Raw genomic sequence first — 13,969 nt, 5'->3', positions numbered from 1 at the left:
GATTTGGTGAATACCAGGTCCTGGAAGACGTCGGCGGTGTAGTCGCCGCCGTCGATGATCTTCGCGTAGGCGGGCAGGGTATTGGTCATGGCGGTCAGCCACCCGGTGGCGCGGGTGGCGAACTCCGAGGCCGTCACTCCGGCCGAACCGACCAGCGCCGCGCCCTGGAAGAAGCCGCCGAACATCGTGTACATGGCGGTCAGCAGCGCGAAGTCCCACAGCGCGGCCAGGCCCGGGTCGGCTCCGAGATGGTCGGCGGCGCCCAGCGATTCGAGGGCCGGTCGCCACGCTTCGAAGACCGTGGGCGAGCCGCTGTAGAGGATGCTCGCACCGGGGCCGCCGATCATGTCGGGGACGGCCATGATGCCGCCGTCGAGGAATTCGATCCCGTGCGTGGCCGCCCACGCGGCGAGCTCACGGGACTGCTCGGGTGTGGTGCTGGTCAGATTGAGCCACTGTTTGCCGGTCAGGTCCGCGGAGATGGGATCGAGGGTCTCGTGCACCGAGGCGTGGTCGAGCAGGACCGTGATGATCAGTTCGCCGCCACGCACGGCGGCGCCGGCGGTCGCGGCCGCCACCGCACCCGCGGCGATCACGTCGGTGTCCCGGCCCGGCGTGCGGTTCCACACCGTGGCCGGTATTCCGGCGCTCACGAGTCGGGTGGCCAACGCGCGGCCCATCGCCCCGAGCCCCAGTACGGTGACCGGGCTGTGCTGGGTGTTCGTCATTGCGGGACAACTCCTTCTGGCAGGGTCGAGGACGTTCGGCGCGCGCTGTATCGAGGGTGCCGGGCTCCGGGCCGGGCGACAAGTACGCACTAATTCCTCAGACACTGACCGGAAGGTATGTGTCCAGCTCGTAGGCGTGGGCGGCATCGCGCGCACGTTTGCACCGAGTGCAGAATTGGCGTGTGTGCCGAATTCCGTGCGCGCGAAGCGATCGCGGTGTGGGTTACTGCCCGTCGGTGGTGCGGGCGGCGGCCCGGGATCCGGCGACACGGCCGAAGGCGAGGGCGTCGGCGATGTGGAAGCCGCCGTCCTTGCACCAGGAGTAGGTGGAGCTGACATTGCCCGCGGCGTAGAGGCCGGGGATGGTCGCGCCGAACGGGTCGAGGACCTCGGCGTGCTCGTTGCGGCGGGGGCCGCCATTGCTCCAGGCCAGGATGGGGGCGCTGGTGAAGGCGTAGTAGGGCGGCTCCGAGATCGGGGCCAGAGTCTTTGCGGGGCGGCCGAACTGGTCGTCGGATCCGGCCGCGCAGGCCGCATTGTAGCGGTCCAGGGTGGCGCGCAGGACCTCCGGGTCGACGTGGATCAGCTCGGCCAGTTCCTTGAGGAACTCGGCGCGGTGGATCCAGCCCTTGCCGATCTCGGCGCTATTGTCGGCACTCCACTCTTGACGTCCTCTTCGGCCAGAAGGCCGACGATTCCTGCCAGCGCCCCTGACAGGGCGCTCTGGGTGGGTTCCTGTTTCGCTGGGACTTGCTTTCCGTCAGGCGGAAAGACTGACGGTCCCTCCGCAGGCGTTTAGCCTCTCCGCCCGTCCGGCGGCGAGGATGTTGTGGGCCGCGTTCAGATCACGGTCATGGACAGCCCCGCAGGCGCACGTCCACTCGCGCACATACAGAGGCTTCTTACCGCTCAGCGCCCCACATTCGGAACACAACTGGCTGGACGGGAACCAGCGGTCCACCCTGGCGAAGGTGCGCCCGTACCGTGTGGCCTTCTCGTCCAGCATGCGGGTGAACATGCCCCACCCGGCATCATGCACACTCTTGGCCAACCGGGTACGCGCGAGACCTTTCACGCACAAGTCCTCCACATACACCGCTTGGTTGTCGCGGATGATCCGTGTCGACTGCTTGTGCGCCCAATCCCGGCGCGTATCGGCCACTTTCGCGTGAGTACGTGCGACCTTCAACCGGGCTCTATCCCGGTTCGCCGAGCCCTTCGCCTTGCGGGACAACGCTTTCTGTGCCTTCCGCAAACGGCGCTCGGCCTGCCGCAGAAACCTCGGCGACTCTATCCGTGACCCGTCCGACAGAACGGCGAACGTTGACAGGCCAAGGTCGATACCCACCTCGGCATCCAGTTCCGGAAGCGACTGGTCGTCTGTCTGTACCACGAACGACGCGAAGTACCGTCCCGCCGCGTCCTTGATGATCGTCACCGACGATGGCTCACACGGCAGCTCCCGCGACCACGCCACTTTCACATCGCCGATCTTCGGCACCCGCAGCTTGCCGCCCGGTGTCACCGCGAACCGTGAGTTCTTGGTGAACCGGATGGCATGCCGGTTGTCCTTGCGGGAGCGGAATCGGGGCGGACCTACCCGCGCGCCGCGCCGTTTGCCGGTGATCGAGGCGAAGAAGTTGCGGTAGGCGGTGTTCAGATCGGCCAACGCCTGTTGCAACACCACCGAGGACACCTCGGCCAGCCATGCACGTTGCGGGGATTTCTTGGCTTCGGTCAACGCTTTCGACAGTTCAGCGTCCGTGATGTAGGGCTGTCCGTCGCGGCGCGCGGCCTCCCGCGCGGCCAACGCATCGTTGTACACCACTCGCGCGCATCCGAACGCCCGCGCCAGCGAAACCCGCTGGCCCGGCGTCGGATACATGCGGAAGTTGTACCGCAACTGCACAAGATCGAGCGTAACCGATACGGCCACCTGCTGGTGAACTTCCCGCGGCACCGCGCAACGCGATCGCCCGTCGGTCCGGTGGTAGCCGACGGGTCAGGCGGGTGCGCCGAACCAGGTGGTGAGCGCCTCGACGAGGTCGTGGGGTTCGGCCGAGGTCCAGCACACGATGCCGTCGGGGCGAATCAGCAGAGCGGTGGTGTCGCGCGGCTGGGCCGGTTTGGTGGTGACGATCGCGACGCGATCCGACCAGGGCGCCAGCACTTCTCGCAGTGCCGGGGAGTCGGTCAGGTCCAGCAGAACGCCGCGGCCGTCGGCGAAGTGGTCGGCGACGCGGGTGCCGTCGGCCAGCTCGAAATCGGGGGTGGCCTTGCCGACCTGGGGATCAGCGCTGCCCAGGTCGTAGCGGTGCAGGACGCCCGAGATCTTGGCCAGGACCTGGGTGGCCGCGGCGCGGGTGTCGAGCAGTTCGGCGGTGACCGCGCGCAGGGCGCGGCTGCGCGGGTCGGTCCGCATGAGCGCGATCTGCGCGCGGGTCCAGTCCAGCACCCAGGCGCCGATCGGGTGGCGTTCGCGAGTGTAGGTGTCCAGCAACGATTCCGGGGAACGGCCGCGGATGACTGCGGCTAGTTTCCAGCCGAGGTTGACCGCGTCGCCGACACCCAGGTTGAGGCCTTGACCGCCGAAGGGGGAGTGCACGTGGGCGGCGTCGCCGGCGAGCAGCACCCGGCCCTTGCGGTAGTCGGGGACCTGGCGGGTGTTGTCGGTGAAGCGGGTCGCCGAGATGACCTTCGCGATCGACACCGGCACCCCGGTGACGCGTTCGAAGCTGTCCTCGAGTTCGCGGGCGGTGATCGGGGCGTCGCGGTCGACGGGCGGACCGTCCAGTTCGACGGTGAGGAAGCGTCCGGGTATCGGGCCGTTGACGAAGATGCCGGTGGGGGTGGTGTGCCAGCCCAGCGGCACGTCCTCGGCACCGGTCATCTCGACCATGGCCTGGCGGCCGGTGATTTCCGGGTCCAGGCCGGGGAATTCGAATCCGGCGAGCTTCCGGACCGTGCTGCGGCCGCCGTCGCAGCCGACCAGCCAGCCCGCACGGATCGTGCGGTCGCCGCAGTCGACGGTGACGCCGATCCCGTCGTCGGCGACACCGGTCACCTCGACGCCGCGGCGCACCGGGACTCCGAGTTCGGCGGCGCGCTCGGCGAGCATGGCCTCGATGGACTGCTGGGCGATGAAGCGGAATTCGCCGGCCGGGCCGACATCGGCGAAGGCCGGGTCCTCGCCGTCGATATTGTCCTGCCAGAGCATGATTCCGGCGAAATGCGCACCCACGGGCCGCCGCACCGGCGCGATATGGCTCCGGTCGCGGCCGCCGAACATCCGGCCCATGTGCGCCATGGCCGCCTCCTGGACCTCACGCATCCGCGGCAGCAGACCCCGCCGGTCCAGGGCCTGGGCGGTGGGCACGTTGATGGCGCCCGCTTTGATGGTCATATCCGGTGCGGCCAGTCGTTCGACGACCAGGACGTCCACGCCCGCCAGCCGCAGTTCGCAGGCCAGCATGAGTCCGACCGGTCCGGCCCCGACCACCACCACATCTCGTGTCTCGTTCATGGGAATCACTGTGGTGGTGGCCGATTGCCGGAGCCTTGCGTCGGCTTGCGTGCGGCTTACGCGGTCAGTTCCAGCCGCGCTGGTCCTGTTTGAGGGCGGTGTCGATGGCCAGTCCGGACGCGACCACCATCGACAGCAGCGGCTGGGGCAGCTGGCGGTGGATCTGCACGACGTAGTTGTCGGCGGAGGTGAACATGGTCTTGAGCAGGCCCTCCCACGTCTTGGTGATGCGGGCGACCTCCTGACCGGTGTGGTCGTGGATGGCGAAGTTCCAGGCCCGCCAGTTCTCGGCGCGGATGCCGCCGATCTGCTGACCGTTGACCATGAAGGCGAAGTTGATCTTGCCGATCATGTTCTCCTGGATGATCTCACCGATCGGCGCGCCATTGCCGTGCTCGAGCAGGAACTTCGACTTGAACACCTTGGCGGGCCGGGTGATCCGCATCAGGCACTGGCCGTGGGCGTCGCGGATCTCCAGCTTGTGGGTCATGAACTGGTCGTAGCTGGACAGGAAGCGCACGGCCTTCTTCAGCGCCGACTGCCCGACCTCGGCGACCGCGCCGATCTGGCGGCCGTGCTGGTCGAACACGCTGTACTCGTTGACCATTTCGATCAACTTGACCTTCTGGTTCACCACGAGCACGGGCTCGGTGAACACGGTCCCGCCGCCGTTCTGGGCCGGCGCGACTCCGGCCTGCTGCTGCACCTGGCGCTGGATGTCGCCGGGGTTGTTCGCGCTGCCGACCTCGATCTCCCAGGGGCTGGCCTCACTGCGCGGGGCGAACTGCTGGGGCTGCTGCGGCGCGTAACCCTGTTGGGCGTGGGGCTGTTGGGGCGCGCCTTGCTGAGAGAACTGCCGGTGAGGCGCGCTCTGCTGCGAGTATTGCTGCGGGGGCGCGCTCTGCTGGGCGTACTGCTGCTGCGGCGCGCTCTGCTGCGCGAAATGCTGCGGGCCCGTGCCTTGTTGCGCGTATTGCTGCTGGCCGGCGCCCTGCTGGTGATGCTGGGGAGCGTACTGCTGCTGTTGCGGCTGCTGCGGCCGGCCGGGTTGCTGGGCCGGGGGTGCGGGTTGCTGTTGGGGCTGCGTGTGATTGGTCCATTGGCTGCCGTCCCACCAGCGCAGAACTGGGGATCCGGGACGCTCGGGGTACCACCCCGCGGGTTGACTCATGGCCCGAATCCTATCGTCGTACAGGGAGTCTGCACTTTTTGCACTTTTTGCCGGGTAGTCACCTCTATGATGGGCGGTCGACATCGGGAAGCCGGGTCCACGCCACTCGAGGAAACGGGGAAAACATGTCCGCCACAGTCGAATTCGCGGGTTGCCGGGCGGACACGGAGCGGCCGCGATTATGACCGACCTGGTGACGCGAGCCCAGCTCGTCCTGCTGGCCCGGACCCTGCACGTGCCGGTGGAACGGCTCGCCCACCTCGAACACCTCGGCCCGCACCGGCTGCATGAACTGCAGCAGCGTATGGCGGCCAACCTTTTCGACCGGCACACCCCGGTTTTCGAGCGCATGGCCAAGCTGGTCCCGATCATTCCGCTGGCGATCTCGCTGCCCATCGTGCAGCGGCTGGTGCCGCCGTCGATGACCGGCCGCGCGGCCGGCGCGATCGGCGTGAAGTATCCGGCCAAGGCGGTCGAGGCCCTGCTGCGCCTGGATGTCGGCTATGCCGCGGACTGCGGCCCGTATCTGGATCCGCGCACCGTCGGCCAGCTCACCGACGATGCCCCGCCCGCCCCGGTGGTGGCGATCCTCAACGAACTGCTCGCGCGCCGCGACTACATCACCGCCGGACCGTTCCTGGCCTACGCGACACCGGAATTGATCCGCGCGGTCGAGGAGGGCGTGCCCGATGACGAGGGGCTGATCCGATCGGCCGCCTACGCCTATTCCAACGAGGCGATCAGCGCGGTGATGCGCCAGCTGCTCACCGGCGAGGGCCAACGGCTGCCGCGGATGCTGGGCACGGTCATCAACGGCTCCAAGGAGTTACGGCTCGAGGCGCTGTCGGTGTTCGCGCGCTGCGCGCCCGATGTGATCGCCGCGGTCGGCGACATCCTCTTCGAGGTGGCCCCGCCCTCCGCGGTGGCCGACCTGCTGTCCACCTTCATCGCCGCCGACGCGACCGACGACATGCTGCGGTTCGTGGGCAGGCTCAGCCCGCACGCGCTGACCCGGCTGGCATTGAACCCGGTACTGCCCGAGATCGCCGATGCGCTGGTCGACGCCGTCGACGGCAGCAGCGATGTCGGGGTGTGGCGCGGGGTGCTCGAACCGCTGGCCCGCACCCCCGACGAGGTGCGCCGCCGCGCCGGGCTGCGGCTGGCCCGCCTCGACGCGGCCACCCTGCTCACGCTGCCCGCGCTGGCCCAGGCCGCGCGGTTGTGGCCGCCGCTGCTGTGGGTGCTGGCCGCCACCGATGTCGGCGTGCAGTCGCGCATCGGGGAGCTGTGGGCCACCGCGACCCGCCTGGACCTCGACGTTCTCGAGCGTCGCATCTCCGATCAGCGCCTGGGTTCGATGCTGGCCACCCTCACCACCACGATCCGGGTGCTGCGCTGACCCAGGATTCCTTGCGCGATCACTGATTTCAACCGTCGACGGCGGCCCGACCTGCGGTGCGCCGCGGTGCTGTGGGCGGCGGGCCGACACCCGGGCGCGCGGAGGTGGTAGGAAAGTGACGTGCCCGAAACCGCCGAAACCCACACCCCCCGTGCCGTGTCGGAAGTGGTGAACCTGGTCAGCAAGCTGATCCAGTTCGATACCTCCAATACCGGCGAACTGGAGACCACCAAGGGCGAGCGCGAATGCGCGCAGTGGGTGGCCGAGCAACTCGAGGCCGCCGGGTACGAGACCGAGTACGTCGAATCCGGCGCGCCGGGCCGCGGCAATGTGTTCGCGCGTCTGAAGGGCACGGACTCCTCGCGGGGTGCGCTGATGATGCACGGGCACCTGGACGTCGTGCCCGCCGAGGCCGCCGACTGGAGTGTGCACCCGTTCTCCGGCGCGGTCCGCGACGGCTACGTGTGGGGTCGCGGGGCGATCGACATGAAGGACATGGTCGGCATGATGCTGGCCGTGGCCCGCCAGTTCAAGATCGAGGGCACGGTGCCGCCGCGCGACATCGTGTGGGCGTTCGTGGCCGACGAGGAGAACGGCGGCCGCTGGGGCTGCCAGTGGCTGGTCGAGAACCGCCCCGACCTGTTCGAGGGCGTCACCGAGGCGGTCGGGGAGGTCGGCGGGTTCTCGCTGACCGTGCCGCGGCCCGACGGCGGTGAGCGGCGGCTGTACCTGGTCGAGACCGCGGAGAAGGGTCTGGGCTGGATGCGGCTGCGCGCCAAGGCGCGCGCCGGGCACGGCTCGTTCCTGCACGACGACAATGCGGTGACGATCCTGGCGCAGGCGGTGGCCCGGTTGGGCACCCACACCTTCCCGCTGGTGGTCTCGGATTCGGTGGCGGAGTTCCTGGCCGCGGTGTCGGAGGAGTCGGGGCTCGAATTCGATCCCGCCGCACCGGGTATCGAGGATCAGCTGGCCAAGCTGGGCACCATCTCGCGGATCATCGGCGCGACGCTGCGCGACACCGCCAACCCGACCATGCTGCGCGCCGGGTACAAGGCCAATGTGATTCCCCAGACCGCCGAGGCCGTCGTCGACTGCCGGGTGGTGCCGGGGCGTCAGGCCGAGTTCGAGCGGGAGGTGGACGCGCTCATCGGCCCGGATGTGGAGCGCGAGTGGATCACCAAGCTCGACTCCTACGAGACCACCTTCGATGGGCATCTGGTCGACGCCATGAACGACGCCATCCTGGCCCACGATCCGGCCGGGCGCACCGTGCCCTACATGCTCTCCGGCGGCACCGACGCGAAGGCGTTCGCCAAGCTCGGGATTCGCTGCTTCGGGTTCGCGCCGCTGCGGCTGCCGCCCGAACTGGACTTCTCTGCGCTGTTCCACGGGGTCGACGAGCGGGTTCCGGTGGAGTCGCTCGAATTCGGCGCCCGCGTGCTGGAACACTTCCTGTTGCACAGCTGACGATTCGAAAGGACTGCTCGTGCCCGACTATTCGTACGACCCGTACGCCGCGCTGCCCCAGGTGCCCGGCTTCACCGTCACCTCCGCCGATGTCACCGACGGTCAGCCGTTCGCCAACGACCAGGTGTCGGGGGTGTTCGGGTCGGGTGGCAAGGACATCTCGCCGCAACTGTCGTGGTCCGGATTCCCGCCGGAGACCAAGAGTTTCGCGATCACCGTGTTCGATCCGGACGCCCCGACCGCGTCGGGCTTCTGGCACTGGGCCGTGGCCAATATTCCGGTCTCGGTGACCTCATTGGCCAGCGGCGCGGGCAGCGAGGGCGGCAGCCTGCCCGCCGGTGCGGTCCAGCTGCGCAATGATGGCGCGTTCGCCGGGTTCGTGGGCGCGTCCCCGCCGGCCGGGCACGGCTACCACCGGTACTTCATCACCGTGCACGCCGTGGATGTGGAAGCGCTCGACATCGACGCCAACGGCACCCCGGCCTACCTGGGCTTCAACCTGTTCTTCCACACGCTGGGGCGCGCGCAGATCGTCGCCACCTACGAGGAACCGGCCAAGTAGCTCTCGAAACCGTTGTGGGCCCGGACGATTCGTCCGGGCCCACACGTCGTTTCCGGGGTGGTCGACCGGCGGATCGGGCGCTACCCGGCCGACTGCCCGGCCAGGCCGCGCAGTCCCGCCGCGAGGTCCTCGGCGGCGGGTGCGTGCTCGGGATCGATGAGGTACTGGACCAGCAGGCCCGCGATGAGGGTTTGCAGCACCGCGCCGACCGCGGGGTCGCCGCCGCCCAGGTCCTGCGACAGGCCCGCGCGCGCTTGTTCCTGCGCGGCACCGATTTCGGTGCGCAGGCTGGGGGAGTGCATGGCCTGGGCCATGGATTCGACATTGGCGGCCCAGATCACCCGGTCACCGGTGAAGGAGTCGATCAGCCGCTGCCAGAAGGTGTTCAGCCGCGCGGCCGGGTCCCCGGCACCGTCGGCGGGCAGGGAGTCGAGGATGTGCGACACCGCCGCCGCGGTCGCCTCGAGCATGGCCTGGTTGAGCAGCCGGTCGCGGGTGCCGAAGTGGTAGTTGATGGCGGCCAGGTTGGCCCCGGACGCGGCCACGATGTCGCGCACGGTGGTGCGGGCGTAGCCGCGTTCGGCCAGGCAGTGCTTGGCGGCGGCCAGCAGGTCTTCTCGGGTTCCCACGCGGGTCAGCCTAACAGCGGGGTGAACGGTTGTTTGTAACGCACGTTTCAAACATTTGTTTTGAACAAACGTATGAAACGTGTGTATGGTCGGTGGTGGCACGATCCCATCGCACGGAAGACGAGTCCGATATGACCGCACGACCGTTGTCTCCCTTCGAATCCGGATATTTCGCCGCGGACGCCCGGCTGGGCAGCGTGCCCGTAGGCGGGATGCCGCTGTTCATCGGCACGGCCGTGCGCGGCGAGGTCGACGAGCCCATCCTGCGGCGGGTGCTGGGCGAGCTCGCCGCCGGGCATGTGCTGCTGCGCAGTCGCGTGGACACCGTCGACGGGGTCGCGCGGTTCGTGGCCGGGGACGCAGTGACGCCGACGCTGACCGTGCGCGAGGGTGGCGTGGACGAGTACTGGGAGCTGGTGAACAGTCGGCAGGACTGGGAGGCGGGACTGTTCCGGGCGGTGTTGTTGCGCGGGGTGCGCGAGAGCCGGATCGTGCTGGTCATCCATCACGGGATCAGTGACGGGCGTTCAGCATTCGCGCTGCTCGAGGAGATGTGGCGGCGCTATGCCGCGCACGCGGCGGGTGCCGAACCGCCGCTGCATGATTCGGACGACGCGCTGCTCGGCGGGGTCGACGAGCTGCTGGCCGCGGTGGTCGGTGAGGCGGAGGTCGACGGGTTCCTGGCACACCTGGCGCAGGAGATCGCCGCGGCCTCGCCGGCGGACGCGCCGCACACGATGCCTCACGACGGGGACGGGGTCGGGGACGCGGGAGGGCGATTGGCATTGCGGCGCATCGAGTTGTCGCCGGGGCAGACCGCGGAGCTGGTCGAAGTGGCTCGGGGGCGGGGGATCTCGGTCAACAGTGTGCTGGCCGGAGCGGCGTTGGCGGCGGTGCGGGGTGAGCTCGCCGGGGACGGGCCGATTCCGTTGATGTGCGGGCATGCCGCGGATCTGCGGCCGGATCTGTCGCCCCGGGTGCCGGTGTCGACGGTCCTCAATTGCGCTTCGGGCGCGGGGACTCCGGCGCTGGTCGATCGCGACGCCGATCCGCTGGCGGTGGGCGCGGTCGTCGACGCCACCATGCGGGTGCTGCGCGAGAGCCGGTTCCCGGCGTTGTTCATGCGCGCCGCGCAGCGCCCGCTGGCGCCACAGGTGGCCGCGATGCTGTCGCAGCCGCCGGCGATCGCGTTGTCGAATATGGGCCGGTTGCCCGCACATCCGATGCCCGACGGGCTGGAGTTCGTGCGCGACGAGGTGTTCGCGATGGCGGCGGGTATGCCGCCGAAGATGACGATCTTCACCGTCGGCGGACGGTTGACGGTGCAGGTGGAGTACGACACCGCCGAGCACAGTCACACCCGCATGGGCCGGGTGGCCGAAGCGATGAGCGATCTGCTCGCACGGGTCACCCGGGTGGCCGTGCGCGGTTGAGGGCGGCCGCGCGGTCGAGTGTGGCATGCACGGCTGGGAACGGCTGTGGGCCCGGACATCACGTCCGGGCCCACATCGATTCCGGGGGTGCAGCGCCCCGGGATCAGCTCAGGTTGATGACGCCCTCGGGTGCGGGAGTCAGGTACAGCGCGGCGATCTCGGTGGCGTACTTGGCCGCGATCGGGTTGCGCTTGAGCTTGAGGGTGGGGGTGAGTTCGTCACCGCCGGGCTCCCAGCCCTGATCCAGGATGGTGAACCGCTTGATCGACTCGACCCGGTTCAGCTTGGCGTTGGCCTCGGCGATGGCGCCCTTGATCTCGGCGATGATCTCCGGGTGCGCGGCAAGGGTGTTCAGGTCGGCGTCGGGCATGCCCAGCGCCTTGGCCCGCACCACCGCGATATCGGGGTCGAGCACGATCAACGCGGAGATGAAGGGCTTGGCGTCGCCGATCGCCACCACCTGACCGACCAGCGAGGACGCCGCCTTCACGGTGTTCTCGATATTGGTGGGAGACAGGTTCTTACCCGCCTCGGTGATGATGAGTTCCTTCTTGCGGTCGACGATGGTGACGTAGCCGTCACCGTCGATCGTGGCGACGTCGCCGGTGTGCAGCCAGCCGTCGGCGTCGATGGCCTCGGCGGTCTTGTCGGGCATCTTGCGGTAGCCGTGGGTGACGATGCCGCCGCGCAGCAGCAGCTCCCCGTCCTCGGCCAGGCGCACCTCGACCCCGCGCAGCGGGATGCCGACGGTGCCCGGCTTCGGCTTGGCCAGCGGGGTGTAGGTGCCGACACCGCTGGTCTCGGACATGCCCCACACCTCGGTCACCGTGAAGCCCAGGCCGAGAAGGTATTCCAGGGTCTCCGGCGGGATGGCGGCCGCGCCGGAGGCGGCCACGCGCAGCTCGTCGAAGCCCAGGGCGTGGCGCAGCTTCGACAGCACCAGCGCGTCGGCCAGCTTGTGCTGCACATCCAGCAGGGTGCCGCGGCCGGTGCCGGCCAGGTCGGCGCGCGCGGCCTGGGCGCCGACGCCCAGCGCCCAGTTCGCGAGGGCCTTCTTCACCGGGCTGGCCTCGGTGGCCAGTTTGGCGTCGATACCGGCCTTGATCTTCTGCCACACGCGCGGCACGCCGAAGAACGCGGTCGGGCGGGCGTCGGGCAGGGCGGCGGCGATCTCGCGCGGGTCGGGCACGCACGTCATCTGGACGCCGGTGAACAGGTTGGCGCAGTGTCCCGAGATCCGGTCGGCCACATGGGCGGCGGGCAGATAGGACACCGAGCGGTCATCGAGGCCGACGGTCAGCGGGCCGTCGACCAGGCCCACGATCTGGGCGACCACATTGCGGTGGGTCAGCTCCACGCCCTTGGACGGGCCGGTGGTGCCGGAGGTGTAGATCAGCGTCGCCACATCGTCGGGCTGCACGGCCCGCCAGGCGGCGTCGAAGTCGAAGTCGGGCTGCGGGGCGGCCTCCACCTCGGCCAGCGTCAGCGTGCCCGCGGCGGAACCCTCCACCAGCACAATGTGTTCCATCTCCACGCCGGCGCCGCGCACCACGTCCAGGAACGCCGGTTCGGTGATGACCACCCGGTTCTCGGCATTGGTGAACAGGTGCGCGATCTGCTCGGGGGAGCTGGTGTTGTAGATCGAGAACGGCGTCGCACCCAGGTGCAGTGCCGCGGTGTCGACCAGATTGAACTCGGGTCGGTTGGTGAGCATGATGCCCACCGCGTCCCCGCGCCCCACCCCGAGCGCCGCCAACCCGGCGGCGATCGCGCGCACCCGCTCCCCGTACTCCCGCCAGGTGACCTGCCGCGTACCCCCCACGGTCCGCAACGCCACCTGCCCCGGCCGCAGCGTCAAGGTTTCCTGGAACGCCTCCGGAATCGTGTGAACGGTCTTGCCCGATGCGTGCGCATACCCGATGTCAGTCGTCATAAGCCCTTTTCCCGATAGCCTCTCGCTTCGCCGTCCACCCGCGCGCCCACCAGCGCGAACCTTCGAAGTCCGAGACCACGACCAACCCGTCACGCGATGGCCACGCGTCACCTGTGGCGCGGCTCACTTATCGTAACCAGACTTTCGCGACTGTGTCGCGGGCTACAGGGGCCAGAAGCGTGGCCGGAATTGTCAATTGCCAAATCGGGCGACCGCACCGTCGCCCGAACCGCGCCGGAGACGGTGTTCAGACGACGGGGGTGGGGGCGTTGTGTGGACGCTGGGTGAGTTGGCGGCGCCAGGCTCGCAGCCGGAGGCGGACGGAGGTGCGGGCGGGGTGCCAGGTTGAGGCGGCTGCGGCCAGGGTGATGAACGCGAGGACCGCGAGTTCGCGTGGGGCCCAGTAGATCGCGGCGGCGGTGGCCACCACGCCGAGGGCGAAGCAGGTTTGTTCTATCCTGCGGCCGATTCGGCGGAAGGAGTAGGGTGGCAGGCGATGGCCGCGATGGATCCGCTTGGCTTCCATGTACTCCCGTGCCCAGTGGCTGCGGGGTTCGGTGACGAGGGGGACGCGGGTGACGGTGATGTCGCCTCGTCGCAGGGCGTGCACCTTGTCGGGGTTGTTGGTCAGCAGGCTGACCGCGTGCAGGCCGAGCTGATCGGTGAGGAAGCGGGCGGCGGTGTCGAACTCGCGGTAGTCGGGATCGAAGCCGAGGGTGCGATAGGCGTCGAAGGTGTTGTGGCCCTCGGTTTGGGTAAGGCGCAGGCCTTCCGCTTTGACTTCGAGGCCCGCGCCCCGGCCTTCCTGTTCGAGGTAGAGCAGCACGCCGGCGTCGGCGCGCTGGATCATGTCCATGGCCTGGTCGAGTTCGGGGCCACAGTCGCAGTCGTCGGAATGCAGGGCGTCGCCGTAGAGGCAGCGGGAGTGGATGCGCACCAGCGGGGCGGGGAAACGGCCGATATCGCCGAAGATGAGGGCCTGGCCGCCGTCGCGTCCGGGTATCGAGTGGACTCGCACGCGGATCTCGGCACCCTTGCGGGTGAGTAGATGACTGGTGCAGGCGAGTTTCTGCGAATTCACCAGACCCGCGACAGCAATCGACTCGTCCGCAACGCTCACG

12 protein-coding genes are annotated in these 13,969 nt (G+C 69.0%); 4 read left to right on the top strand and 8 right to left on the bottom strand.

Features of this window, described 5'->3' with window-relative positions:
• From ACFV4K_RS08775 to ACFV4K_RS08755, 5 genes are all read right to left on the bottom strand, one after another.
• Positions 1–728 (bottom strand): NAD(P)-dependent oxidoreductase (locus tag ACFV4K_RS08775; RefSeq protein WP_379273255.1); only part of this gene is annotated, 728 nt, incomplete at its 3' end.
• Positions 729–951: 223 nt separating this feature from the next.
• Positions 952–1,311: an FAD-binding protein gene (locus ACFV4K_RS08770; RefSeq protein WP_379273261.1), complete on the bottom strand. Its 360-nt coding sequence runs from the start codon at positions 1,309–1,311 to the stop codon at positions 952–954.
• Between the two features lie 177 nt (positions 1,312–1,488).
• Positions 1,489–2,688 carry an RNA-guided endonuclease InsQ/TnpB family protein gene (locus tag ACFV4K_RS08765; RefSeq protein WP_379273254.1) on the bottom strand — a complete coding sequence of 400 codons (1,200 nt, stop codon included), beginning with the start codon at positions 2,686–2,688 and terminating at the stop codon, positions 1,489–1,491.
• A gap of 42 nt (positions 2,689–2,730) precedes the next feature.
• The gene (locus ACFV4K_RS08760; RefSeq protein WP_379273252.1) at positions 2,731–4,251 is read right to left on the bottom strand and encodes an FAD-dependent monooxygenase; all 1,521 of its coding nucleotides are present in this window, start codon (positions 4,249–4,251) and stop codon (positions 2,731–2,733) included.
• 64 nt (positions 4,252–4,315) lie between these two features.
• Positions 4,316–5,422 (bottom strand): phospholipid scramblase-related protein, encoded by a 1,107-nt coding sequence (locus ACFV4K_RS08755; RefSeq protein ID WP_379273250.1) that lies wholly within the window; start codon positions 5,420–5,422, stop codon positions 4,316–4,318.
• Positions 5,423–5,603: 181 nt separating this feature from the next.
• Between ACFV4K_RS08755 and ACFV4K_RS08750 the strand changes: the two genes are divergently transcribed.
• The 3 genes from ACFV4K_RS08750 to ACFV4K_RS08740 all read left to right on the top strand — a co-directional run bounded on the left by ACFV4K_RS08750 (position 5,604) and on the right by ACFV4K_RS08740 (position 8,853).
• Positions 5,604–6,821, top strand: a complete 1,218-nt coding sequence (locus ACFV4K_RS08750; protein ID WP_379273249.1) for a hypothetical protein — start codon at positions 5,604–5,606, stop codon at positions 6,819–6,821.
• A 120-nt stretch (positions 6,822–6,941) separates the two neighbouring features.
• A complete protein-coding gene (locus ACFV4K_RS08745; RefSeq protein ID WP_379273247.1) occupies positions 6,942–8,291 on the top strand; it encodes a M20/M25/M40 family metallo-hydrolase in 1,350 nt (449 codons plus the stop codon).
• 19 nt (positions 8,292–8,310) lie between these two features.
• On the top strand, positions 8,311–8,853 hold the full coding sequence (locus ACFV4K_RS08740) for a YbhB/YbcL family Raf kinase inhibitor-like protein (RefSeq protein ID WP_379273245.1): 543 nt from the start codon (positions 8,311–8,313) through the stop codon (positions 8,851–8,853).
• Positions 8,854–8,933: 80 nt separating this feature from the next.
• On the opposite strand, the gene ACFV4K_RS08735 is transcribed toward ACFV4K_RS08740, so the two are convergent.
• A complete protein-coding gene (locus ACFV4K_RS08735; RefSeq protein WP_379273244.1) occupies positions 8,934–9,482 on the bottom strand; it encodes a TetR/AcrR family transcriptional regulator in 549 nt (182 codons plus the stop codon).
• A gap of 131 nt (positions 9,483–9,613) precedes the next feature.
• Here ACFV4K_RS08735 and ACFV4K_RS08730 point away from each other — a divergent pair, with 131 nt between their 5' ends.
• Entirely contained in the window at positions 9,614–10,915 is a 1,302-nt protein-coding gene (locus ACFV4K_RS08730; protein WP_379273243.1) for a hypothetical protein, read from the top strand.
• A gap of 103 nt (positions 10,916–11,018) precedes the next feature.
• Here the strand turns inward: ACFV4K_RS08730 and ACFV4K_RS08725 are convergent, their stop codons facing one another.
• Together ACFV4K_RS08725 and ACFV4K_RS08720 are read right to left on the bottom strand one after the other, a co-directional pair.
• Complete coding sequence (locus ACFV4K_RS08725) at positions 11,019–12,848, bottom strand: AMP-dependent synthetase/ligase (protein WP_379273241.1); 1,830 nt, start codon at positions 12,846–12,848, stop codon at positions 11,019–11,021.
• A gap of 247 nt (positions 12,849–13,095) precedes the next feature.
• Entirely contained in the window at positions 13,096–13,968 is an 873-nt protein-coding gene (locus ACFV4K_RS08720; protein WP_379273240.1) for a GTP cyclohydrolase II, read from the bottom strand.
• Position 13,969 lies beyond the last annotated feature (1 nt).

Origin of the sequence: Nocardia sp. NPDC059764, from assembly GCF_042732555.1 — a bacterium.
GTDB lineage: Bacteria > Actinomycetota > Actinomycetes > Mycobacteriales > Mycobacteriaceae > Nocardia.
The sequence above is the reverse complement of the archived record's forward strand: the minus strand, read 5'-3'. Positions and strand labels throughout refer to the sequence as shown.

Bases quoted from the DNA above. Each gene is read 5' to 3' on its own strand.
- ACFV4K_RS08730 (WP_379273243.1), top strand. From the start codon at position 9,614: ATGACCGCACGACCGTTGTCTCCCTTCGAATCCGGATATTTCGCCGCG.
- ACFV4K_RS08750 (WP_379273249.1), top strand. From the start codon at position 5,604: ATGACCGACCTGGTGACGCGAGCCCAGCTCGTCCTGCTGGCCCGGACC.
- ACFV4K_RS08760 (WP_379273252.1), bottom strand. From the start codon at position 4,251: ATGAACGAGACACGAGATGTGGTGGTGGTCGGGGCCGGACCGGTCGGA.
- ACFV4K_RS08755 (WP_379273250.1), bottom strand. From the start codon at position 5,422: ATGAGTCAACCCGCGGGGTGGTACCCCGAGCGTCCCGGATCCCCAGTT.
- ACFV4K_RS08725 (WP_379273241.1), bottom strand. From the start codon at position 12,848: ATGACGACTGACATCGGGTATGCGCACGCATCGGGCAAGACCGTTCAC.